The 23,720-nt window shown below is 30.4% G+C and carries 16 protein-coding genes, 3 tRNA genes and 7 pseudogenes; 7 read left to right on the forward strand and 19 right to left on the reverse strand.

What is annotated here, in order from left to right; all coding sequences use genetic code 11:
• Positions 1 to 42: 42 nt before the first annotated feature.
• Positions 43 to 810: pseudogene (locus ACZ1HD_RS05470) on the reverse strand (C40 family peptidase).
• A 24-nt stretch (positions 811 to 834) separates the two neighbouring features.
• Positions 835 to 2,006: pseudogene (locus tag ACZ1HD_RS05475) on the reverse strand (acetyl-CoA C-acyltransferase).
• Between the two features lie 136 nt (positions 2,007 to 2,142).
• Between ACZ1HD_RS05475 and ACZ1HD_RS05480 the strand changes: the two are divergent.
• From ACZ1HD_RS05480 to ACZ1HD_RS05510, 7 genes and pseudogenes are all read left to right on the forward strand, one after another.
• Positions 2,143 to 4,205, forward strand: a pseudogene (locus ACZ1HD_RS05480) (HD family phosphohydrolase).
• Between the two features lie 100 nt (positions 4,206 to 4,305).
• A tRNA-Ser gene (locus tag ACZ1HD_RS05485) sits at positions 4,306 to 4,389 on the forward strand.
• A gap of 19 nt (positions 4,390 to 4,408) precedes the next feature.
• Positions 4,409 to 4,483: transfer RNA gene (locus ACZ1HD_RS05490), tRNA-Pro, on the forward strand.
• Between the two features lie 29 nt (positions 4,484 to 4,512).
• Positions 4,513 to 4,586: transfer RNA gene (locus tag ACZ1HD_RS05495), tRNA-Arg, on the forward strand.
• 203 nt (positions 4,587 to 4,789) lie between these two features.
• On the forward strand, positions 4,790 to 5,317 hold the full coding sequence (locus ACZ1HD_RS05500; RefSeq protein WP_472688844.1) for a hypothetical protein: 528 nt from the start codon (positions 4,790 to 4,792) through the stop codon (positions 5,315 to 5,317).
• Positions 5,287 to 6,993: an AAA domain-containing protein gene (locus tag ACZ1HD_RS05505; protein WP_472688845.1), complete on the forward strand. Its 1,707-nt coding sequence runs from the start codon at positions 5,287 to 5,289 to the stop codon at positions 6,991 to 6,993. Before ACZ1HD_RS05500 ends, ACZ1HD_RS05505 begins: the two co-directional genes overlap by 31 nt.
• The gene (locus ACZ1HD_RS05510; RefSeq protein ID WP_472688846.1) at positions 6,920 to 7,720 is read left to right on the forward strand and encodes a DEAD/DEAH box helicase; all 801 of its coding nucleotides are present in this window, start codon (positions 6,920 to 6,922) and stop codon (positions 7,718 to 7,720) included. The genes ACZ1HD_RS05505 and ACZ1HD_RS05510 overlap by 74 nt, the downstream gene beginning before the upstream one ends.
• Positions 7,721 to 7,843: 123 nt before the next feature.
• Here the strand turns inward: ACZ1HD_RS05510 and ACZ1HD_RS05515 are convergent, their stop codons facing one another.
• From ACZ1HD_RS05515 to ggt, 17 genes and pseudogenes are all read right to left on the reverse strand, one after another.
• Complete coding sequence (locus ACZ1HD_RS05515) at positions 7,844 to 8,107, reverse strand: hypothetical protein (protein WP_077808860.1); 264 nt, start codon at positions 8,105 to 8,107, stop codon at positions 7,844 to 7,846.
• A 247-nt stretch (positions 8,108 to 8,354) separates the two neighbouring features.
• Positions 8,355 to 9,809, reverse strand: coding sequence for a hypothetical protein (locus ACZ1HD_RS05520; protein ID WP_472688847.1), 1,455 nt, complete (start codon positions 9,807 to 9,809; stop codon positions 8,355 to 8,357).
• Positions 9,810 to 9,910: 101 nt separating this feature from the next.
• Positions 9,911 to 12,201 (reverse strand): annotated as a pseudogene (locus ACZ1HD_RS05525) (FdhF/YdeP family oxidoreductase).
• Complete coding sequence (gene fdhD / locus ACZ1HD_RS05530) at positions 12,194 to 13,003, reverse strand: formate dehydrogenase accessory sulfurtransferase FdhD (RefSeq protein ID WP_340934344.1); 810 nt, start codon at positions 13,001 to 13,003, stop codon at positions 12,194 to 12,196. Before fdhD ends, ACZ1HD_RS05525 begins: the two are co-directional and overlap by 8 nt.
• 74 nt (positions 13,004 to 13,077) lie before the next feature.
• Positions 13,078 to 14,252, reverse strand: a pseudogene (locus ACZ1HD_RS05535) (THUMP-like domain-containing protein).
• A gap of 6 nt (positions 14,253 to 14,258) precedes the next feature.
• A pseudogene (locus ACZ1HD_RS05540) lies at positions 14,259 to 15,339 on the reverse strand (AI-2E family transporter).
• The gene (locus ACZ1HD_RS05545) at positions 15,339 to 15,485 is read right to left on the reverse strand and encodes a hypothetical protein (RefSeq protein ID WP_472688848.1); all 147 of its coding nucleotides are present in this window, start codon (positions 15,483 to 15,485) and stop codon (positions 15,339 to 15,341) included. Before ACZ1HD_RS05545 ends, ACZ1HD_RS05540 begins: the two are co-directional and overlap by 1 nt.
• Positions 15,482 to 15,949, reverse strand: coding sequence for a hypothetical protein (locus tag ACZ1HD_RS05550; RefSeq protein ID WP_472688849.1), 468 nt, complete (start codon positions 15,947 to 15,949; stop codon positions 15,482 to 15,484). Before ACZ1HD_RS05550 ends, ACZ1HD_RS05545 begins: the two co-directional genes overlap by 4 nt.
• 47 nt (positions 15,950 to 15,996) lie before the next feature.
• Complete coding sequence (locus ACZ1HD_RS05555) at positions 15,997 to 16,614, reverse strand: hypothetical protein (protein WP_472688850.1); 618 nt, start codon at positions 16,612 to 16,614, stop codon at positions 15,997 to 15,999.
• Between the two features lie 84 nt (positions 16,615 to 16,698).
• A complete protein-coding gene (locus ACZ1HD_RS05560; protein ID WP_472688851.1) occupies positions 16,699 to 17,559 on the reverse strand; it encodes an RluA family pseudouridine synthase in 861 nt (286 codons plus the stop codon).
• A gap of 189 nt (positions 17,560 to 17,748) precedes the next feature.
• The gene (locus ACZ1HD_RS05565) at positions 17,749 to 18,237 is read right to left on the reverse strand and encodes a S41 family peptidase (protein WP_472688852.1); all 489 of its coding nucleotides are present in this window, start codon (positions 18,235 to 18,237) and stop codon (positions 17,749 to 17,751) included.
• A complete protein-coding gene (locus ACZ1HD_RS05570) occupies positions 18,155 to 19,405 on the reverse strand; it encodes a PDZ domain-containing protein (protein ID WP_472688853.1) in 1,251 nt (416 codons plus the stop codon). Before ACZ1HD_RS05570 ends, ACZ1HD_RS05565 begins: the two co-directional genes overlap by 83 nt.
• Complete coding sequence (locus ACZ1HD_RS05575; protein ID WP_472688854.1) at positions 19,372 to 19,971, reverse strand: hypothetical protein; 600 nt, start codon at positions 19,969 to 19,971, stop codon at positions 19,372 to 19,374. Before ACZ1HD_RS05575 ends, ACZ1HD_RS05570 begins: the two co-directional genes overlap by 34 nt.
• Entirely contained in the window at positions 19,944 to 20,912 is a 969-nt protein-coding gene (locus ACZ1HD_RS05580; protein ID WP_472688855.1) for a hypothetical protein, read from the reverse strand. The genes ACZ1HD_RS05575 and ACZ1HD_RS05580 overlap by 28 nt, the downstream gene beginning before the upstream one ends.
• 12 nt (positions 20,913 to 20,924) lie before the next feature.
• Positions 20,925 to 21,340: pseudogene (locus tag ACZ1HD_RS05585) on the reverse strand (VOC family protein).
• Positions 21,341 to 21,637: 297 nt separating this feature from the next.
• The gene (locus ACZ1HD_RS05590; protein ID WP_472688856.1) at positions 21,638 to 22,117 is read right to left on the reverse strand and encodes a hypothetical protein; all 480 of its coding nucleotides are present in this window, start codon (positions 22,115 to 22,117) and stop codon (positions 21,638 to 21,640) included.
• A 10-nt stretch (positions 22,118 to 22,127) separates the two neighbouring features.
• Positions 22,128 to 23,717, reverse strand: a complete 1,590-nt coding sequence (gene ggt, locus ACZ1HD_RS05595; protein WP_472688857.1) for a gamma-glutamyltransferase — start codon at positions 23,715 to 23,717, stop codon at positions 22,128 to 22,130.
• Positions 23,718 to 23,720 lie beyond the last annotated feature (3 nt).

Genomic DNA, 23,720 nt, shown 5'->3' on the forward strand with positions numbered 1-23,720 from the left:
ATTGATATAAAAAAATCCGAAACTTTAAAGTTTCGGATTTTTTTATATCATTTTTTTAATAACTCTTAGCTTGTGTGTATGCTTTTGTAAATCAGCATTAAAAATACCACTATGATCTAAAGTATCTATTCGAACCTTACCATGAGCATGAATAATGTTATAGTCATTTAAAACAATTCCAACATGAATAATTTCGCCTTCTTCATTATCAAAAAAGCTAAATCACCAGGTTCGCTTTCTTCTATAAAACTTAATACTTCACCTTGTTTAGCTTGTTCTTTAGCATCTCTAGGTAATTTATATCCGGAAAGTTTATAAACCATTTGTGTAAAACCGAACAATCTATCCCAAACGGAGTTTTTCCTCCCCACAAATAAGGACTATTTAGATAGGTAAAAGCAATCTTTAAGATTTCTGGCTTAGATAGTTTTTTATCAAAAACAGTGTTCTCATATTTATAATTATAAGAACCTAATCTTAAGTTTCCAATACTAAATTTAGGTAATTGAGAACCTATTGCAATTGTTGTTAAATCGTTGTTTTCTGATGTAACAAAATCTAAAATTTCTCCGAAAAAGTTAAGGTAGAATTCTCTATAGAATTATAAAAGTCTTCTGTAATTTCTAGGTATTGTTTATTATCAATGTAACCTTCAAAATTATCGAAACTAATACGAATTTTACTCCAGTTTTTAGTCTTTTCAATAATTTGAAAATGTTCACCAAAAAGAATCTGACTAATCATTTCAGATTTGTCAGATTCTTCTGCCCTAACGGGTACAATACTTAAATTACAGATGCCATATAGCATAAATTGCTTATTATTTATTTAAGATTATAATCTTTCAATTACCATAGCACTGGCACCACCACCACCATTACAAATAGTTGCAGCACCAATTTTTGCATCATTTTGCTTTAAAATAGAAGTTAATGCAATTACAATTCTTGCACCGTAAACACCTAACGGATGTCCTAATGAAACTGCACCACCGTTAACATTTACATTTTTATCAGAAATATTTAAAATTTTCATGTTAGCTAAACCAACAATAGAAAAAGCTTCGTTTAATTCAAAATAATCCACATCATCAATAGAAATGTTTGCTTTAGCTAATGCTTTTGGTAGCGCTTTTGCAGGTGCAGTTGTAAACCATTTTGGCTCATGTGCAGCGTCTGCATAACTTTTTATTTTTGCAAGCGGTGTAATGTTTAGTTCTTTTGCTTTTTCAGCAGACATTAAAACCAATGCAGCTCCACCGTCATTAATAGTAGAAGCATTTGCGGCAGTTACAGTTCCTTCTTTTGTAAAAGCAGGTCTTAAAGCAGGAATTTTTTCCATTTTAACGTTCTTGTATTCTTCGTCTTCAGAAAAGATTACAGGTTCTCCGCGTCTTTGAGGAATTTCAACAGGCACAATTTCATCAGAAAATTTACCTTCGCTCCATGCTTTTGCAGAACGCTCGTAAGATTGTATTGCAAATGTATCTTGATCTTCTCTAGAGAAATCATATTCAGTTGCACATTCATCAGCACAAACTCCCATGGCTACTTTGCCATAAGCATCTACCAAACCATCTTTTTGCATTCCGTCTTCCATAGTTATTGGCCCGAATTTAGAACCTTTTCTCGCGTGTTGGTAATGCGGAATAGAACTCATGTTTTCCATACCACCAGCAACAACAACATCTGCATCTCCTAAAGCAATTGTTTGAGCTGCTAACATAATAGATTTCATACCGAAGCACAAACTTTATTAACAGTTGTACAAGGTACAGATTCTGTATACCAGCGTAAATGGCTGCTTGTCTTGCAGGAGCTTGTCCTAAGCCTGCAGAAACAACATTACCCATAAAAACTTCTTCTACCAATTCGGCGATAAGTTTATTTTATTTAAAGCGCCTTTAATTGCAACAGCACCTAATTTTGTTGCAGGTACAGAAGATAAACTTCCCATAAAGCTACCAATTGGTGTTACGCTACAGATACAATTACTACTTCTTTCATATGATAATTTGAGTTTATTTTAATATAAGATTGTCTGCTAAATTAATCTTTTTTAATCAATTTGTAAAGGTTTGTTTCTCTTGAATTTCTAACCTTAATTTTTTTACTGTAAGTTTGTATTTATAAGAAAATAAGCATGAGCAATTTTGTAAATAAACTTTATCAAAACAACACCATAATTTTTAAGGTAATATTGTTTTTAATAACCACGATAGCTATTGTGTATTTGTTTCCAAAAGGAGGTCAGTTTAAATATGATTTTAGTAACGGGCAATTATGGAGGTATGATAATTTGTATGCTCCTTTTGATTTTGCAATTCAGAAGTCTGAAGAGGAAATTAAAATAGAAAAAAGCAAATAGACGCAAATGCTAAATTGTATTTTATTGTTGATAAAACAATAGAGAATCAAGTAAAATCTTCCTTTAAAAATAAAGTAAATAGTTTAAGTACTATTGATACTTTATCAGCAGAAAAAACAAAATTTTTAAAGAATTTAGGGTTAAAGGTTATAGATGAAATCTATAAAACAGGCTTTTTAGAAGTAGTTAGCCAAGATAGAGTTTCTAATAAAGATGAATTAGTTGCTCTTAGAAATAAGAATGAAGTAAAAGATGTTCCTTTTAAAAATTTGTACAATTCAAATAAAGTCTTAAAATCGATAACAAATGGTTTAGATACTGATTTAAATGAATCTGTAAGAAGTCAATTTTTTACAATTTTATCAGAAATTATAAAACCAAATGTAACTTATGACGCCATTTATACAGATAAAGTTATTGATAACGAAACTAAAAATATTTCTTACACAAAAGGAAAAGTTTCTGCAGGTGAGTTAATTATTTTAAAAGGTGATTTGGTAGAAGGGAAGAAATTAGCAATTTTAAATTCTCTTAAAAGTGAATCTGAATCTAATGTTTGGACAGAGTCTAATTATAATTGGATTATTTTTGGATACACCATCTTAGTTGCTTTAGCGTTGTTAATGCTATTGCTTTTTTTACAAAGAAATAGAATTGAAATATTTAACAACAACAATAAAGTAACATTTATTTTCTTCAATGTTTTTTCAATGATATTTATACAAACATTGGTAATAAATTATAATTCAGATTATTTATATGTTGTTCCTTTAAGTGTTTTACCTATTATTTTAAAAGCTTTTTTTGATGCAAGATTGGGTTTATTTACACATGTACTAACCGTACTTTTATTGGGGTATGTTGTACCCAATAGTTTCGAATTTATTTATTTACATATAATTGCTGGTATTGTTACTATTTTAAGTGTATCAGAACTTTATAAAAGGGCAAATTTATTTATTTCGGTTGCACAAATAACAGGAATTTATATGATTACTTACTTTGCTTTTTCAATTATAAAAGAAGGAAATGCATCGCAGATTAATCTAGATTATTTCATGCTTTTTGCCGTAAACGGATTGTTATCTTTTTTAGCAATTATTTTAATTTATATTTATGAAAAAGTTTTTGGTTTGGTTTCTGATGTAACTCTTTTAGAGCTTTCTAATACAAACTCTAAATTATTAAGAGAGTTAAATGAAAAAGCTCCAGGAACTTTTCAGCACTCAATGCAAGTTGCTAATTTAGCAGAAGCTGCAGCAAATGAAATTGGTGCAAACTCGATGTTGGTTAGAACCGGTGCGTTGTATCATGATGTAGGTAAAATGGCAAACCCAATGTATTTCATAGAAAATCAAACTACAGGTGTAAATCCTCATCATGAATTATCACCAAGAGATAGTGCAAAAATAATAACAGATCATGTTATTAAAGGAGTTGAAATAGCAAAGAAATACAATTTACCAGATCGAATTATCGATTTTATAAGAACACACCATGGTACAAGCACTACTTATTATTTCTTAATGAAAGAAAGAGAATTGAATCCGGATAGTGAAGTTGATGTTAAAAAATTTCAATATCAGGGGCCAAATCCGTTCTCAAAAGAAACAGCAATATTAATGATGTGTGATGCGGCAGAAGCAGCTTCTAAAAGCTTAAAAACGCCTACAGCGCAATCTATCAGTGATTTAATTGACAAAATCATCGAAAAGCAAATGTCAGACAATCAATTTTTAAATTCAGACATTACTTTTAAAGAAATTGAAATTATAAAAAAAGTGATAAAGAAAAAATTGCTAAACATCTATCACTTAAGGGTTGAGTATCCTGATTAAAAAAAAGACAAAAAAAAGTAGCAAACAACTTGTAAAATTGTAAATCTAGTATTACATTTGCACTCGCAATTTTAAACAACTGCGGATAAGTTCTAAAACAGGAGAGGTGCCGGAGTGGTAATGGAGCAGATTGCTAATCTGTCGACGGGTAACTGTCGCCAGGGTTCGAGTCCCTGTCTCTCCGCAATTTTTTGCTTAATTCTCGGGGTGTAGCGTAGCCCGGTCATCGCGCCTCGTTTGGGACGAGGAGGTCGCAGGTTCGAATCCTGCCACCCCGACACTGTTTTCGTAGAAACATAAAAACTACGGGCTCTTAGCTCAGCTGGATAGAGCACCTCCCTTCTAAGGAGGCGGTCGAAGGTTCGAATCCTTCAGGGCTCACTTAAACCATCACAGAAATGTGATGGTTTTTTGTTTATATAAAGTTTTTATAATCTCAGTTTTTCTAATTATTTAGAAATCAATAAATAATATTTTAAGGTAATTTTATTTATTAACAATCTACTTTTATAATTGATAATTGCTTCTTAAAAAGTATATATTCGCCCTCTAATTTCTTCAAAGAGCTAATCTGTATTAAGTAAATGAATAACGTTAAAAACTGGTTGCATTATTATAAAAATAGTTTAATAGATAGCGAGAATTTAGCCGTTGATATTTCTAGAATAAAAAATATTTTTCATCAAAATTATTGTGACTTAGGCGCAGGAACAATCAACCCTAATAACGCAGCTGATATGTTAGATTTTGAAGAAAAAAGAATCAATCGGTTAAAAGGAATTACCAATAAAGAGCATGTAAATTGGTACACAATTTTCGATACAGAAATAATTATAGCACCTTTTCAGTTAGATGTAATTTCAGCAGACCAAAATTTTAAGCAAAAATCTATTTATCCTTTTTGGATAACTGCAAGAGTAAATAGAGCAGGTCAATTATCATCACCAAAAGAAATTTTTCCGCTATTTGTTCGTGATTATTTAGATCCTAAAGCAGATATTGGAAACGATTTTATTTTTTCATCCACAGAAACAATTGCAGAAGCTAGAGAAATAGAAAAGCCGAAGTTGAAGATGAGGTTTTGCCTTGGGATGTTTATTGGGAATATGTAAATATGATTTTTTCTGAAGTGACTTACAATGCAATTACGAGTTATCATGCAGAAGGATTTACAACAAACCATAAAGCGACTTATTTTGCAAGAAGTTCTAAGATTTCTGCTGCAAAAAGTATCTTATTTTTATATGAAAACTTATTAAGTGAAACAGAAGAACTGCCCTTAATTTCTAAATTAATAGATCCTAATTTAAAGCAGAAAAGAGAACCGATAACAGATGCTGGTTTTTTAAATTATAATCATTTACATTTAGGTCAAATGTCTAATGAGTTTCCGCTTTCTATAAGTCAGAGAAAAACTTTATTATCATATTTTACAGCAGAAGAAAATGCAATTACTGCTGTAAATGGTCCGCCTGGTACCGGAAAAACAACACTTTTACAAAGTTTGGTTGCTACAGAAGTTGTTAGAGCAGCTATTGAAGGAGATGATGCACCAGTTATTTTGGCATGTTCAACAAATAACCAAGCGGTTACAAATATTATAGATAGTTTTATTAATTCTAAGAGTACTTTAGGTGATTTGGCAGAAAGATGGATTCCTGGTTTTAACGGGTATGCCACATATTTACCTTCGAATTCTAAAAGTGAAAAAAAACTTAAAGATATAAATTATCTTAAAGGTAATATGTTTGGCAATGAGGGTACTCTATGTGATCTAGAAAATGAAAAGTATATAGAAGATGCTAAACATTTTTATTTTAGTAAATATATCGAGTACTTTAATGTAGAATTAGATTCGTTAGAAGATGCTTGCCTTCATCTTCAAGAAGAAATAACTATTTTACAAGATAATTTAATTGACGGAGTTCGTATTTCTCAAGATTATTTAAAATCCATAAAAAGTGTAAATAATCTTTTACTTAATAAGAAAGATCATATTCAGAAAAATGCCATTCAAATTTCTAATTTACAGAAATGGAGAACGATTCTAAATACACTTAAATCTTCTTCGGATGAGCGTAATTTTTTAGAGGAAGTGCAGCAATACTTTGAAGAAGATTCTAAAAATGAAAACTCAGATAAAATTTTTAAAATTGATAAAGAAGTTTTAAATAATTCTGATGCTACATTGATATTTATCAAAAAATGTATTGCAGATATAAATCTAGCTTTATCATCCAACTTAAAATTAAAAAACTGGAAATTTAAAAATAGTATTACCGGTTACCCATTTGTCTCTGAAGAACAAATGTGGGAGTTTGAATATGAAAAAATGGAATCTGAGGATAAAAGTCATCGTTTTTTTTATGATGAAATTGATTTAAATATTCGTCATAAAGCTTTTTTATTAGCAACACATTATTGGGAAGCAAGATGGATTTTAGAAACCGAAGATGTTCTACTTAACGAAACAGAAAAAGGAACAGGAGAAAGAGTAGTAGCTGCAAAATGGAAAAGAAGAGCAATGTTAACTCCTTGTTTTGTTGCAACTTTATATATGGCGCCTTCACACTTTTTATTTAGTCAGTTTCAAGGTGAAAACGAAAACGGAAAAGCTGTTTTTGAATATTTACCATTGTTTAATTTTCTAGATTTATTAATTATTGATGAAGCCGGACAAGTAACTCCGAGAGGTAAGTATTCCTATTTTTTCGTTGGCAAAAAAAGCAATTGTTGTAGGAGATTTAAAACAAATAGAACCGATTTGGTCTATACCTCCAAAAATTGATTCCGGTAATTTGTTAAATCAGCATATTGTCTCTAGTCAAGATGATTATAATTATTTAAAAGAAATTGGTTTTCCGGCATCTAATGGTAGTATCATGAAAATGGCTCAAAATGCATGTGAATATGAAACACCGCTAATTACAAAGAAAGAAAACGGATTGTTATTATTAGAACATAGAAGATGTAATGATGAAATTATTGGTTTTTGTAATGAATTAGCTTATGATGGTATCCTTAAACCAATGAAGGGAAAAGCAAGTAAAGATCAAATTTTTCCTTCTATGATGGCATATCATATAGAAGGTTTAAGTGAAAGAAAATTTAGTAGTCGTCATAATAAAAATGAAGTAAAATCTATTATTATGTGGCTAAACAGACATAAAGCTGATATTCAAAAAGCATATAATGTAGAATCCATAGAAAAAGTATTAGGAATTATTACACCTTTTGCTAGTCAAAAAACCGAATTATCTAAAGCTTTGATAGATTCTGGTTTTAAAGTAAACGATATAAAATTAGGTACAGTGCATGCATTGCAAGGTGCAGAGCGAAGTATCGTTTTATTTAGTTCTGTTTACAGTATAGAAGATGAAGGTGTGTTATTTTTTGATAGAGACAATAAACCCAACATGCTTAATGTTGCAGTTTCTCGAGCTAAAGATAGCTTTATATTATTTGGTGATACAAGAATATTTGATGAATCAAAAGATGTGCCTTCCGAGTCTTAAAAAAACACCTAAATATAGAGGTGTTGCCAAGTTAAAAATTATGCATAAAAATGAGTAACCATTTTTTTATGGTTACTCAAATTACGTTAACAAACGTACTTAAACTTAATTTTGGGGGAGTAATTATCTTCTTGTTACTGTAGCAAATACTTTTAAAGTATCTTTCTTTACAATAACAGCATTATCTAAAGTTAACTTAATTACATGTTCTGGGTTAGATACCTGAAAAATGTAACTATACTGTCTAAATGATGTTATGTGGTAATTTGGAAATTCTTTGGCAACTACAGCTTTATTAGACTCATAATGTTCTATTTCTGTCTTTGCTGGTTGACAACTGGCAAGCATTAAACTTGCAAATAATGTTGTTAAAAAAACTTTTTTCATCTTAAAATAATTTTTATAAAATTGAATAAAAACTATTATTTACAATCAGAAACTAATTTTTAGAGGTTGATACTTTAGTTATTCGGAACTATAAAATAATAGAACAAAAATACTTGTAAAGTTAGGGTGCTTTATTTTGTATTATAATTTTGATTGATGTAAATAAATACATAAATCTATAAAATAATTATAAGCTTAATTCAGGGAGTTCAATTGCTTAGAATTGATATTGCAAATGTACAAAAAATTATTTCATATTTAGAAAAGAAAAATCAAAATTTAATCCAAAATTTAAAAACGGATTGCTCAATTCGCCTCCTTTAGCTTTTACATAACCAAAAGCACTTCTTAAGCTTACTTTATTAGTTAGTTGATAATTAAATCCTAAACTTGGTTTTATAATCAATCCTTCGCCTGTGCTAATGTTTCCGCCACCAGCTGCACCTGCTAAAATTTGTGTGAAAATCGTAGTACTTTTATTAAAAAATTTACCGGATTTAAGACCTAATCCAACAATTCCTTCTGCATAAGCACCTGCATTACCAAAGTTAGCAAATGAAGTTTGACCTGCTACATATAAATTTTTAGAAAGATCAAAGTTAACTTGTAAAGATATTTGGTGCATATCTTCTGTATCTAATTCCATACGTTCTGCATCTAAATACCAATCTTGCTTTACAATAAGTTGTATTCCTTTAAATTTACCTTCTTTAAAGTTTTTATAACTTGATTGTATCCCATTTCTATCTACATAATATTTTAGACCAAATCCGTAAGTAGAAGTTGTAAAAAATTCTGTGTTTGGTGTAAATAAATATCCTTTATTTAATGCTAAGTAAGTATTACCAAATAATTTCTGTTCGATAGAAATATCTGGTGAAATCATAAATCCACCATCAGAATTAACTCCACCGCCACCACCGGCGCCAATTGCAAGTTTGGTTAATATGTTTGTTCTATTTTTATTAAAAGAGAAATTGTAACCAGCTCCTAATAAAACATCCATATAGCCGGCTCTAATTCCGCTGTAAGCACCATCTAGCTTTAAAAAAGCAAACCAATTTTCTGTAATGTAATTTGCAAATTCAAAACCTGCTAATCTAATTGTTTTGCCTTCAATAACTCCTCCTGCATAATTTTTGGCTTTAAAAGCTTTTAAATTATTAAAATGTATTGTTAGAGATGATTTTTTAGTAGGATTATTCCAAGATGAATTTTCTAAATCTTGAATTGAAAATTTTTCATCAATAACATTATAATCAGAATAATTAAAGTTTACCGGGATTTCTACTGCAAAATTTAATTGACTTCCGTTAATTTTTCCATCATCAAAAAAGTTCACATAACTGTAACCAGCATTTAAGTTGAAATGATCAAATTTATAGCCTAGATTAAAGTGGGGTAAAATAAAGGCACCACCACCATCTGCCGCAGCTGCTCCACCGCCGCCACCAAAATGAAAACCGGTATCTATAAATAATTTTTCGGTTAAAAATTTCTTGTATCCAGCATTAACGCCAAGTGTAAAAAAACCACCTCTTCTACCAGTTACAGCACCATAAATACCTAAACCTGCATACAAATCATCATTTAAAAATAAGTTATAATGTATTCCTGAAAATCCCATGTTTGGTTCATTAGGAATTTCTAGTTGTGGCATTTCAATAGATAAAAAATCTACTTTTAAAAATCCGTTTTGCACTTTTTTTCGGAACTAAATTCGTTTGAGAAGTAAGAATTTGAGTGCAAAAAATGGTAGTTAAAATTAATAAATAGTTTTTCACAAGTGTAATTTTAAAATTTTTATCTTTTTTCAACTGTAATAATAACTGTTTTTGATGTTGGTGTGTTACTTTTTCTAGCCACACTTTTTATTGGTACTAGCACATTTGCTTCGGAAAGTAAGTTGCTGTACATTGCTTGGGTATATCGTATTTTACAACTAAGAACCCTTTTGCAATTCTTTTTTGATTGTTAAAATGACTCACCAAATCTACTAAATCTAATTGATTTAAATTGTTTTCTTTCATGTCTTCTTCATTCATAAAAACAATTCTTCTTTCGTTTAAAACTCCTCTATATCGATCATTTAAGCCATAGATAGTTGTGTTATATTGATCGTGAGTTCTAATTGTCATCATTATAAATTCATTTTTATTTAAATTTAAATCAGATGGTTGGTTTAGTGTAAAATTTGCTTTTCCTGTGGCAGTAGGAGAGAAGTTGTTATCTCTAGCGTTGTTGGGTAAATAAAAGCCGCCTTTAATTCTTGCTTTTTCATTATAGTTATCAAAACCAGGAATTGTTGCTTCAATTTTATTTCTGATTAAATCATAATCAGAAGCAAGTTTGGTCCAATTCACATTCGAATTAACTAAAGTAGCAGTTGCCATACCTGCAACAATTGCAGTTTCACTTAATAAAAAAGGAGAGTGAGGTTTTAAATGACCTTTAGATTGATGCACAACTCCCATAGAATTTTCTACGGTTATAAATTGTTCTCCATTGGCAGTAATATCTTTTTCTGAGCGTCCTAAACACGGCAAAATTAATGCTTGTTTACCGTGAATTAAATGACTTCTATTTAGTTTTGTAGAAATATGAACTGTAAGATTACAGTTTCTTAATGCATCTGCTGTGTATTCTGTATCCGGAGTTGCAGAAACAAAATTACCACCCATTCCAATAAAAACCTTAGCTTTACTGTTATGCATAGCTTCTATAGAGTTTACAACATCATAACCATGTTTTTCAGGTGCTTTAAATGAAAACTCTTTTTCTAAATTATCGATAAACGAATCCGGCATTTTTTCCCAAATACCCATAGTTCTATCTCCTTGAACATTAGAATGACCACGAACGGGGCAAGTTCCGGCACCTTTTTTACCAATACTTCCTTTTAACAGAAGAATATTAACTAATTCTCTAATATTATCAACCGCGTTTTTATGCTGAGTTAAACCCATTGCCCAACAAATAATGATGTTTTCATTATTAATTATTAGTTCGGTAGCTTTTTTAATTTCTTCTAGATTTAAACCTGTTTGAGGTAATAATTCTTCAATAGAAAAAGTATCAAGATCATTTAAAAGAGCATCTAAACCTTCGGTTTTGCTATTTATAAATTCATGATTAAAAACAGAATTAGGCGATGCTACTTCTTTTTCTTTCATTAATTTTAAAATAATTTTAAGTAAGGCAACGTCACCGTTTATTTTTACTTGTAAAAATAAATCGGTTAAATCTTGACCGAGAACCAACCCATTTTAATGGATTCTGTGGATCTTTATAATTTAGTAAGCCTACTTCGGTAACGGATTTACAGTAATTATTTTTCCGCCATTATTTTTAGTTTCTCCTAATGCGGTTAACATTCTTGGGTGATTAGTTCCTGGGTTTTGCCCCATAACTATAACTAAATCAGCATGATTAAAATCGTCTAAAGTAACAGATCCTTTACCAATTCCTAACGTTTCTGAAAGTGCGCTACCACTAGATTCATGACACATATTAGAACAATCTGGTAAATTATTAGTACCGTAATGTCTAACAAACAATTGATATAAATATGCTGCCTCGTTACTTGTTCTTCCGGAGGTGTAAAAAATTGCCTCGTCTCGGAGATTGTAAAGCATTTAATTCTTGTCCAATTATAGAAAAAGCGTTTTCCCAAGAAATTTCTTCGTAGTTATCTTTTCCTTCGGCAAATACATGGGTTGTGTAATTCGTCCGCTTTTTCCAATTTCATAATCAGATAATTTAGAAAGTTCATTAACAGAATGTGTTGCAAAAAATAGCGGCGAAACTTTATCTTTGGTAGCTTCTTCGGCAACAGCCTTTGCACCGTTTTCACAATATTCTGCTAAAAAAGCTCTTTTAGCATCCGGATCTCGCCATGCGCAACCAGGGCAATCAAAACCATCTTTTTGATTTAAATTTTTTAATAAACTAATACCTTTTACAAAACCAGCTTCTTCTGTAACATGTTTTAATGCAGAGGTAATTGCTTTAAAACCAACCGCAGAATCTGGAATGTCTTTTAACTTAATTCCGGTAAGTTTTTCTGGTGGTTGTGCGTTTGTATTTTTAGACATAAGTTTCGTTATTTTGAATGTATGATGGATTTGCGTAAACTGTCATTTTGTTGTCTCTCGTAAAACCTATTAAGCAGATACCGAATTCTTTAGCAAAATCTACGGCCAAAGAAGAACAAGCAGAAACGGCAATAATTACAGGTATTTTAGCGATAAATGCTTTCGAAACGATTTCATAAGAAACTCTACCACTTACCAATAAATAATTTGCAGCTTTTAAATTATTATTGATTAATAAATCGCCAACAATTTTATCTACTGCATTGTGCCTACCAATATCTTCTTTAATAGACAATAAATTATTTTTTTTATCAAAAATTGCAGCTGCATGACTACCTCCAGAATCTTTGAAAGTGTTTTGTAAAGCACTCATTTTAACAAACATTTTATGAATTTTGTTTGCTGAAAGAAGATTTTTATTTGATAATTTTTTTCCAGAAATTTCTAAGTCTTTTAATTCTTGTTTTCCGCAAATTCCGCAAGAAGAAACAGACAATAAAGTGCGTTTGTTTAAATAGCCTTTTCCTAAGTTTTCTTTGCTGATGTTTACATTTATAATTGCAGGAATATTCTGTGTAGTTTTTATGATTTCGAACTCAAGAGCACTACTTTTTTTATAAATATCTTCGGCGTAAAGTAAACCTCTAATAAGTTCAAAATCGTTATCAGGAGTTCGCATTACAACAGTATACGCATCATTATTAATATTTATCTGTAAAGGTGCTTCTACAACTAAATTATCTTCAATAGAAGATTGATTTGAGTCTGTAATTTTTAATCCTTGGTAAATAAATGTTTGCATAAGCCGTAAAGTTAACCTTTAAACGTAAAAAAATAAAGAAAATAGTGTAGTTAATTTAAGAGGTAACTAGGTGATTATGCTTTGGAGCAAACAATACAAATTAAGTTATTTTTAAAATCTGTTGTTAAAAAAAGATATGTATTTCCACCATCTTTAATTTTAGTTTCTTTTCTTATTTGAGCTACTGTTTTAGGGAAGTTTCGAGTCGTAATATTCGCTTTATTATCTAACACGGTTTTTTTAATCTTCTTCTTATCGTAATTTAAAATATGTTCAATTTTAAAGGTTCTACCCGGAAAATCTATTTTATTTTCTGATGTATATAAATGCGAGTGTTGCTGAAGTTTAAAAACGTTTAACTGATTTGTAATTTGATGGAATCCGCCGGATTTTAGAATCGCAGCATTTGGCTCGTACAAATAGGTAAGTGGTTCAGAATAATTAGAAACAGACTCTTGTTTATAAATAAAACTAAAATTTTCTGTTTTTTGTTTACCAATATTTACGGTAATGATTTTGATAGAATTATTATACTCTTTTTCTAAAATGAATAGTAACTCTTTAACTTCGTTATGAACCGCTATTACATGAATTTCTTTGACAAATTTAAGCTCGTTAATAGCACTAGTAATGTCTAAAATTGGTGAATTTTTAATTAAGATTATACTCGATTTAGAAAACAAAAAATCTATGTTTTCCGGCACATTTGGTAAACAATCTTTTAATAAAAAAACTTTTCCTTTTGCATCGTTTCTTCTAGAAGGATCTATATAAATACAATCGAAATTGAGATCAGTATTTTTTAAGAAATCCAATCCGTTTCAGAAAAAGTTACAATATTGTTTTTTTCTAATTGCTGATAATTATGATTTACAATTGCAGATAAATCAGTATTAATTTCACAATGTGTAACTGCTTTAAAGTTTTCAGAAAAATAGTAACAATCTACACCAAAACCACCGGTAATATCGATAATAGTATTTCCTTTTACAAGATTTGCCTTGTATTTTGCTGTAATTTCAGAAGAAGTTTGTTCGATACTTAATTTTGCAGGATAGTAAATCTTATCCGCAGTAAACCAAGTAGGTAGTTTTTGTTCAGATTTTTGTTTTGCTACAATTTGATTTGCCAGTTCTTGTACAGTAATATCTTTAAAAGGGCTTCCTTTTAAAATCAATTTGGTAATATCAGCTTTTAAATGATCTAAAATAAATTGCTGAACTTCTGTACGTAAAATGGCTAAATTCAAAAGAAATTACAAGTCTTTGGTTAATGATTTTACAATTTTATTATCAGATAAAAACTCTTTTAAAATAACCTTTAAAGCAGTATAGCAAGGTACCGCAGTTATCATACCTGAACTCCAAAAAGTAAGCCTCCAATAATAATTACTAAAAATATTTCTAAAGGATGAGATTTAGTTGTTTTCGAAAAAATTAATGGTTGACTTGCAAAATTGTCTATTAATTGTGCAATTAAATACCCAATCATTACATAAATTGTAGTTGGTAAAATTTCTTCTTGAAAGTTTAAACCAATATTACTTGTCATCGATAAAATAAACATTAAAACAGCACCAATCATTGGGCCAACATAAGGTATTAAGTTTAACAATGCACATAGAAAGGCAATAACAACAGCATTGGTAATACCAAAAATTAATAAAATTAAAGTGTATAAAATAAATAGAATTGTAATTTGAAGTAGCAAACCAATAAAATATCTAGAAAGTAAATTATTAATGGTTTCTAAAGATTTAGAAAATCTTGTTTCTGTACCGTTTGGTATAATTGCAAGCACTCCTTTTTTTAATATTTGACTGTCTTTCATAAAAAAGAAAGAAATAAATAATACAGAAAATAAGCCAACACTTAAAGAACCAACAGCACCTAAAACAGAGTTTAAAAGGTTTGGTATTTCTTTAAATTGAGATAAAAAATCTACATTTTTTAATTCGCTTAAAACATCAATACCTTTAGATGAAAAGTACGATGTTATTTGATTAAAAATCTCTTGAATATTGTTCTGCAATTCATCTACTTCTAATAACGATAGGCTTTTACCTTGTTCTGCAACTAAAGGTATAAACATAACTATTAAGCCTGTTAAGAAACCAAGCATTAATATCATTGTAAAAACAACGGCAAGCGTATTGGGAATTTTAATTTTCTTCGTAATGTAATTATAAGTGGTCTCGCAATTAAAGAAAGTACACTTGCAATAATAATATATACAATTACAGACTGAATAGCATACAAGAAATAACCAAGTAAAACTATACCAATTATTATAGCTAAAGCTCTTAAAATACCGTTTGCAATTGTTTTAGAAGTCATTAATTATAAGCTTTTACAGTTCCCATACTTAAATTATTACCATTTGCAAAAGTATGATTAGTTGGCAGCATTGTACCACTTTCTGTTGTAATCCAATCTTGCCAAGTTGCTGGTACTTCTACCATTTTCATGCTAGCAACATTCATTTTGTAGCTAATTGGTACATAGTTCTCATCCAATATCCAAAGATAAGAATCTCCGGGTGTTGTTCCGCCGTAGTATATTTTACTAAAAGTGCATCTTTATCATTTACTTTTTTAATCGTTCTAATTGTACCATCATCAAAAAGTTTGTGAGGTGCAACCAACCAAAAAGAATCGTTGTTAAAAATATCCCATGCACGTTTTACAATTTTCTCATCAGCAATATCTTGCTTAACATCATTATAAAAAACTGTACTTTTTTCTTTTGCTTGCGGATGTAGGTTTACACGGATTGTATCCCAAGAAACATCTGCAATATGATTTTCTTTGTCCCATTTAAAATGCCTTCTTCTGCCAAAACTCCATTCTATAAAACGTGTGTTTTTATAGTTTTCATGCTTAATAGCTTTTAATATTTTGTGAGCCAAGTCATCTGCTTTTTTATTGTAAGCTTTTACGTTGTTCATTGATATTTCTAGGCCAAAAAGCGAAAGTTTATGTTTAGTAGGTAACTTTATGCCGATTTGGTATTTTTCCAATCGGACCAAGTAGCCGATACTCCGCCAAGAGGAATAATAGATGTCCACATTTTATAAGAAATAGGCATATTATTCTCATCTAAAATCCATAAATAAGAATCTCCTGGGGTAGAACCGCCGGTTTTGTATGTAATTAAAAGCGCATCTTTATCGTTATAATTTACAAGGCGTCTTTCTGTACCGCTGTCAAAAACTTTGTAAGGTGCAATTAACCAAAAAGAATCGTTGTTAAAGTAGCTTTCTGCCTTCTTAATTAAGTCGTCATTTTTAGTAAGTTTATCATTTATATAAACTTCAGAATCTGATGGTTTTTTAGTTTTTAAAAGAACTTTATTTTCATCCCAAGAAACTTCAACTAAATTTTCTTGTTTGTGCCAAACATAAAAATGTTCGTTTATAAAATTCCATTCTATAATTTCTGTAGTGTCAAAAGCATCTTTATTTAAGGCTGTTAACATTTTAGTTGCCAAAGCATCTGCTTTTTCACCCTTTTCTCCGGTTGGTAATTTTTCGTTATTAGCAAAGTAATAAATACCTAAAAATAGGATTAAAATTAAAAATAGAAAACCTAGGATTTTGAAAAATTTCTTCATGAATATTAGATAAATTAGACTGTAAATTTATCAATTTTAAATAAGTTATGATTTGTTTTCTTTAGAATAATCTAAAATAGATTTTTAATGACAGAAAATTTTTCTAAACTTTTTGGGTAATTCTTTCGAAATAGTAATTTTTTCTTTCGTAAACGGATGTGTAAAATCTAAAGTTGCTGCGTGTAGAAACAAACCTTTTCCATTTAGTATTTTATCTTGTAGAAAATACTCTTTATCTCCTAAAATAGGATTTTTTAAAGAAAATAAATGCTTACGTAATTGGTGTTTTCTACCTGTTTCTGGTTGAAGTTTTACTAAATTTAAAAAATTGAAACGTTTAGAAATTACGGATTCTAAAACTTCGTAATTTGTAAAAGCTTCTTTGTTGTCTATTGGTTTGTCTATATAACCTTTAGCGTTCATTTTACCAATTGTTACTGCAAAATATGTTTTTCTGATGTTCTTTTCTTTAAACAATTTACTTAGTTCAATAATAGATAAACTGGTTTTACCAACCAAAAGTAAACCACTAGTTGGGTAATCTAATCTATGAACTGGTTGCGGTTTAACTGCATCTGCAAGCGTACTCTTAATAAGGTTTTGCGATAAAGCATTTGCAATAGTTACAAATTTGTTACCGCTAACTAAAATACCTGCAGGTTTGTAAATAATAGCTAAATAGTCATCTTCAAACAAAACTTCTAAATCTAATTTTAATCTTTCAAAAGTTGAAGTGTTTTCAGATTCATAAAGATCTATTTTTTCTCCTCCCGAAATATATATTGCAGTTGTAGCTATTTTATCATCAATAAAAATATGTCCTTTTTTAATAGCTTTTTTAATTCCTGATTTTGTTGGTATAGCATTAAATATTCCGACGCTGTATTCTTGAAAACGAATCGGTTTCTCTAATTTTTTTACAAAATGGGTTTCTAGTAAATTCAATACATAAAAGTTTTTATAAAATAATAATTCCCACAAAAGTGGGAATTATTTTAATCATTTTAATTGTCTTTTTGATATCCTTTTGGTCTTTTAGAGCGAATAGGTGCTTTTGGCTCTGGTTTTAAAATAAACTCATTGTCTTTTAATAAACGTAAAGCTTCTGTTACTGCTCTTTCTAATTGAGGATCTTTACCGAGATAAAACTTCTTTGGGAGTTTGATGAACTTCGATATCTGGGGCTACACCTTCTGCTTCTACAGCCCAATTACCATCAACATCGTAAAATCCACCTCTTGGTGCAACCATTCTTCCGCCGTCAATAAATTGCGGAGTATCCCAAGTACCAACCAAACCACCCCAAGTTCTTGTACCAACTAATGGTCCTAGGTTTTTCTCTTTAAACATATATGGTAATAGATCTCCACCAGAACCCGCTCTTTCATTAATAATCATCACTTTTGGTCCCCAAATTCCTGCCATCGGAGTTGTCCATGGTTTTCTACTTTCTGTTTTACTATTAAAATAACCTACAACTTCTCTAGACATAATATCTATCATGTAATCTGCAGCGGAACCACCACCATTATTTCTTTCGTCAATTACAACTCCTTTTTTCTTGCTGAGAAAAATAATATCTATTAAAAGATGTAAAACCAGGATTACTTGTGTTTGGTACATAAACGTAAGCTAATTTGCCGTTAGATAATTCATCAACTTTTCTACGATTACTTTCTACCCAATCTATATTTCTTAAACCTCTTTCGCTTGCTGTTGGTGTAATTAAAATTGATTTAGCATCTTTTAGAGAAGGTTTGTTATTTACTTTGATATAAATTTCTCTGCCCGCAGTTTGTTCTAATAATTTATAAGGATTCATATCCGACGTTAATTCTACACCATTTATAGCAACTAAATAATCACCTTTATTTACATTGATACCAGGTAAACCTAAAGGAGCATAAATATTCGGGTTCCAACGTTCGCCTTTATAAATTTTCTTAAATTGATAAAAACCTCGATTCTTTTCTAAATCTGCACCCAATAAACCAACGCCAACTCTGTTAATATTCGGGAAATCTCCGCCAGAAACATAAGAATGTCCAATAGCAACTTCACCGCTCATAATATCTACAACATAATTTAAATCAGATCTATGTTTTACATCATTTATCCACGGAGAATACCATTTGTATATATCATCCCAAGGAGCTCCATGAACATTATCTACGTAAAGAAAATCTCTCATGTAACGCCATCCTTCTTTAAAAATTTGATGTGCTTCTGCTTTTGGATCTACCTTTATTTTTAAATTGGTATTTAAGTTTTCTTTACCAGCTTTTGCTGCACTAGCTTTGTTGATGCTCCAGTTACTTCCTTTGGATAATAAAATAGAATTTGCGTTACTTGATGCTTTCATAGAAGAAACACCAGTAGCAAAAGTTGTTGCTTTTTCTTTGGTAACATCATAACTATGTAATGTTAAACCTCTAGAATTAGGGATAGATTCAGCAACAAAAACTTTATTTTTTGGACCTTTTAATAAACCAACATAATTTCTAGCGGGTAAATTTAAAGCGACAGCTCGATCGAAAATTCCATTTTCATCAATTATAGTTTTCTGAACATTATCTTTTTTGTTTTCTTTCTTAGAATCATCAGGCTTTGATTTTGGCGCTTCTTCTTCATCTGTTTTTGGAAGATTAGGAGCTTTATCCGAAGAATTTAAAACAATTGTGTATAACGTTCTTGTAACGCTAGGGTCGAAAGAAGACATGTCTAACCAACCCGTTTGTAAACCGTAATTTGTGCTTGCTAAAGTGTAAATATATTTACCGAAGCATCCCAAACAGGTGTAATTGCGTCTGCAATTTTATCTGTAATTTGAATCGTTTTTTTTGTACTTAATTGATAAGCATAGATCGATTTAAAGCTGTTGTCATTTTGTTTTGCATACACAATCCAATCGCTATCAGGAGAAAACTTAGGATTCATGGTTCTATTAGGATGCGCAAAACCATCTGCATCTGCTTTTACAATTTTCTTAGTGTCTAAATTGATAATCCAAATTACAAAATTGGTATCTGTATACGCTATAAATTTTCCATTTGGAGACCAATCTAGTTGAAAGTAAAAAGTAGGATTTGGTAATTTTATAAACTCTTGATTGTTTCCGTTTTGATCTGCTAATACCAATTCATATTCACCATTTTTATCAGAAAACCAAGCAACTTTATCTCCTTTTGGCGACCAAATAGGAGAACGGTCTGCAACACCGTAAGAGTTGGTTAAATTTCTCCAAGTACCATTTTCTTTTGGCACTGTAAAAATTTCTCCTCGATATTCAAAAATGGCTCTTTTACCTTTTGGCGAAACATTAGGATTGGTTAAGTTTCTACCGAAACATTCATCCACCTTGTTCTAGAATAGTTTAAATCTCCTTTAACATTTATTACAATTTGATTGGTTTCTTTAGTTTTTGGATTTAACAAATGTAAAAAACCAGCCTGCTCATAAACAATACCATTTTGGTTGGCATCAATGTTTTTAACGTCAAATTTTTTATGAAATGTAACTTGTGTTTCTTGTTTAGTTTTAATATTGTAAGACCAAATGTTTGCTGTATAATCTCGTTCTGAAATGTAATAAACATCACCATTATACCAAACAGGGTTTACGTGCCTTTCGCTATCTAATTGTGGTGTTTTTATTAATTCTTTAGTTTTTAAATTTACAATCCAAATTGGCATTGCTTGTCCACCTCTATAATTTCTCCATTCTGCATCCCAACTTGTAATTGGTGTGTAGGCAATGTATTTGTTGTCTTCTGATATTTCACCATAAGCAGCTCTCGGAATATCGAAGGCTTCTGGCAAACCACCATCTATAGAAATTGTATAAAACTTACTAGTTTGCGTTGGCCTACTTTCTCTGTTAGATCTAAATAAGATTTTTCCATCAGGCGTCCATCCTTGCACATTATCTGATGCAGAATGATATGTTAATCTTTTGGGTTCGCCACCGTTAATAGAAACAACATAAACATCAGTATTACCATCATATTGTGCAGTAAAAGCAACCCATTGTCCGTCTTTAGAAAATTTCGGACTAGATTCATAACCATCATCACTGGTAAGACGAATAGCATTGCCGCCATTTATAGAAACTTTCCATAAATCTGCAGCATGTACAAAAACAACTTGATTGTTACTTAAAGTAGGTTGCCTTAATAATCGTGTGCCTTGTGAAAAACTTGTGTAACTGAGAATTACAAAAAAAGAAGTGTAATTTTTTTCATGAGAATAAAGTTTGATTGAATCATTAAAGATACAGAAAATCAAACTTAAATAAATCATAAAAAAACGGACTTACTTCGCAAATAACTGGCTCATGTCTTTAAAAGCTTTAAATTCTAAAGCATTTTTTCTGGATCTTGAAAAAACATTGTTGCTTGTTCACCTACTTCGCCTTTAAAACGGATACAAGGCTCAATAATAAATTTAGTGTTGTGTTTTTTTAATCTTTCTGATAAATTTTGCCAATCTTCCCAAGATAATACGACTCCGAAATGCGGAACAGGAACATCGTGACCATCTACAGGATTAGAAATTCTTTCCGGGTTAAAGCCATCTTTTTGATGAATGACTAACTGGTGTCCGAAGAAATTAAAATCTACCCAATTTTCTGTACTTCGACCTTCTTCACAATTTAAAATTTCTCTATAAAAAGTTCTGCATTTTTCTAAGTTTTGAACAGGAATTGCTAAATGGAATGGTTGAATCATTTTTTTAATTTTGATTAGTTAATGTGTTAAGACCGTATTCGTTTAAATATGTTTCTATGTCTGATATATGGAGTGCATACGAATAATTACCTAAGTCATCTAACGCTCTCATTGCATGATTAGAGCATCTGCCGGATTCTAAAATTATCGAATCTTTTTTAATTTTAAAGTCGATATAATCTAGGGTTTTATAAGGTAGTCGGGTTAAACAATCTTTATAAAGCCTTATTGATTCATTAATTATTTTTTTGTCTTCGATGGTTGCTTCTTCATTTTCTAAATGAAAAATATAATCTTCTATTTTCTTTCTTTTTTAACGGATAAAATTTTAATTAAATCGTCTTTTCCTTTTGATGTTAAAATTGTATCCAAAGTTAATTCGTTACCGTTTTGTAGGTTGTAGTTATAAGAGATATTAAACTCTTCGCAATAGGCACCACAACCTTCGGAATAAAAAGTTACAGAATAGAGGTTTTGGTTTAAAGTGTTTATTTTATAGTTTAAGAAAGAAAGTCTAGACATTGGTTTATTTTCCGTAGCCCAAATATTTTCAAAAATACTTTTATACTTATCGTTTAAATTAATATCTAAAAGTTCGTTTGCAATTTCTCTATTAATTTTGTTTGCAATTTCTTCTGATCCGTTTAGAAGTGGAAATTCATAAATAAGAGTTGGATATTTAGGGCTAGACTCTTTAATATTTGTTATGGAAAATTCATTTTTTTTACAATTTGTAAAAAAAAGAGCAATTATAAAAAGTAATAAAAATTTCTGCATACTTAATTATTTAAAATCCTGCTGCGGCATCATCACCTCGTTTATCTGCACCTGCCTCTAGTTTTCCGTTTGGTAAAACTAAAATAGCGTCAACTCTACCAATTATTAACGAATTTCTTTCTAGAATTTTATAGCCTAAAGTTTCTAATTTAGCCTTTGTTTCTTCATTAAATCCGTTTGGTTCCATTCGAACTACATCCGGCAGCCATTGATGATGAAATCTTGGTTGATCTACAGATTCTTGCATACCCATTTTATACTCTGTTACATTTAAAATATTTTGCAAAACAGAAGTAATTATTGTTGAACCACCAGGAGTACCAACAACCATTTTTAATTTACCATTTTTTTCTACAATAGTTGGTGTCATAGAACTTAGCATTCTTTTTCTCGGTGCAATAGAGTTGGCTTCAGAACCTAATAAACCATATACATTTGGTACACCAGGTTTGCTACTAAAATCATCCATTTCATTATTTAAAATAAAACCTGCACCCTTTACCACAACTTTAGAACCGTAACCAGTATTTAGCGTTGTAGTTACAGAAACAGCATTTCCGAATTGATCTACAATAGAATAATGAGTGGTTTCATCACTTTCATAACCTATAATTTTACCATGAGAAACTTCTGAAGAAGGTGTTGCCTTATCCCAAGAAAAACTTTTCATTCTATTATTGATATATTTTACATTTGTTAAACTATCTACAGGTACATTTACAAAATCGATATCACCTAAAAAATTAGCTCTGTCTGCATAAGAACGTCTTTCTGCTTCGGTTAAAAGCTGAATGTATTTTGTAGAATTGTGTTCTATTTTTGATAAGTCATAAGGCTCTACAGCTTTTAAAATTTGCGCTAAACAAATACCGCCACTTGCAGGCAAAGTCATAGAAGTAATTTTGAAATCTTTGTAATTAAAAGTTATTGGTTTACGCCAAATTGCTTTGTACTTTTCTAAATCTTCAAGAGATATAATTCCGCCTAATTCTTTCACATAATTCACAAATAAAGATGCAGTTTTACCTTTGTAAAAACCATCTTTACCTAAATCTCGAATACGTTCTAAAGTTTGTGCTAATTCTTCCTGTTTTAAAATGTCGCCTTTTTTCCATTCCTTTTCAAAAACGGTAATATAATTATTAACCTTTTTAAACCTTTCTGTTGCGCTATTTAAGGATTTTGCTTGCTTTTCTGTTACCGTTATTCCGTTTTTTGCTAAATCGATTGCTGGTTGAATCAAGTCTTTAAAAGGAAGGTTTCCGAATTTATTATAAACCTCAAAAACTCCGGCAATCGATCCCGGAACTCCAACAGCAAATGCGCCCAAAGTACTTTTGTTTTTAATAACATTGCCAACAGAATCTAAATACATATCTCGATGCGCTGTAATTGGTGCTTTTTCTCTAAAATCTAACGCACCAGTTGTGCCATCATTATTTCTATAAACCATAAAGCCGCCACCGCCTATATTACCTGCAACAGGATAAACAACTGCTAATGCCAAATGTGTAGCAATCATAGCGTCGTATGCGTTACCACCTTTCTGTAAAATTGCAGCACCAATTTTAGAAGCTTCTTCTCTTGCAGAAACAACCATTGC

Source organism: Polaribacter sp. HA6-7 (assembly GCF_055693625.1).

What these genes read in the sequence shown, in the direction of transcription:
- ACZ1HD_RS05500 (WP_472688844.1), top strand. Translation starts at nt 4,790, where the DNA reads ATGAATAACGTTAAAAACTGGTTGCATTATTATAAAAATAGTTTAATA.
- ACZ1HD_RS05515 (WP_077808860.1), bottom strand. Translation starts at nt 8,107, where the DNA reads ATGAAAAAAGTTTTTTTAACAACATTATTTGCAAGTTTAATGCTTGCC.
- fdhD (WP_340934344.1), bottom strand. Translation starts at nt 13,003, where the DNA reads ATGCAAACATTTATTTACCAAGGATTAAAAATTACAGACTCAAATCAA.
- ACZ1HD_RS05545 (WP_472688848.1), bottom strand. Translation starts at nt 15,485, where the DNA reads ATGAATGTTGCTAGCATGAAAATGGTAGAAGTACCAGCAACTTGGCAA.
- ACZ1HD_RS05550 (WP_472688849.1), bottom strand. Translation starts at nt 15,949, where the DNA reads ATGAACAACGTAAAAGCTTACAATAAAAAAGCAGATGACTTGGCTCAC.
- ACZ1HD_RS05555 (WP_472688850.1), bottom strand. Translation starts at nt 16,614, where the DNA reads ATGAAGAAATTTTTCAAAATCCTAGGTTTTCTATTTTTAATTTTAATC.
- ACZ1HD_RS05565 (WP_472688852.1), bottom strand. Translation starts at nt 18,237, where the DNA reads ATGTACCAAACACAAGTAATCCTGGTTTTACATCTTTTAATAGATATT.
- ACZ1HD_RS05580 (WP_472688855.1), bottom strand. Translation starts at nt 20,912, where the DNA reads ATGATTTATTTAAGTTTGATTTTCTGTATCTTTAATGATTCAATCAAA.
- ACZ1HD_RS05590 (WP_472688856.1), bottom strand. Translation starts at nt 22,117, where the DNA reads ATGCAGAAATTTTTATTACTTTTTATAATTGCTCTTTTTTTTACAAAT.
- ggt (WP_472688857.1), bottom strand. Translation starts at nt 23,717, where the DNA reads ATGGTTGTTTCTGCAAGAGAAGAAGCTTCTAAAATTGGTGCTGCAATT.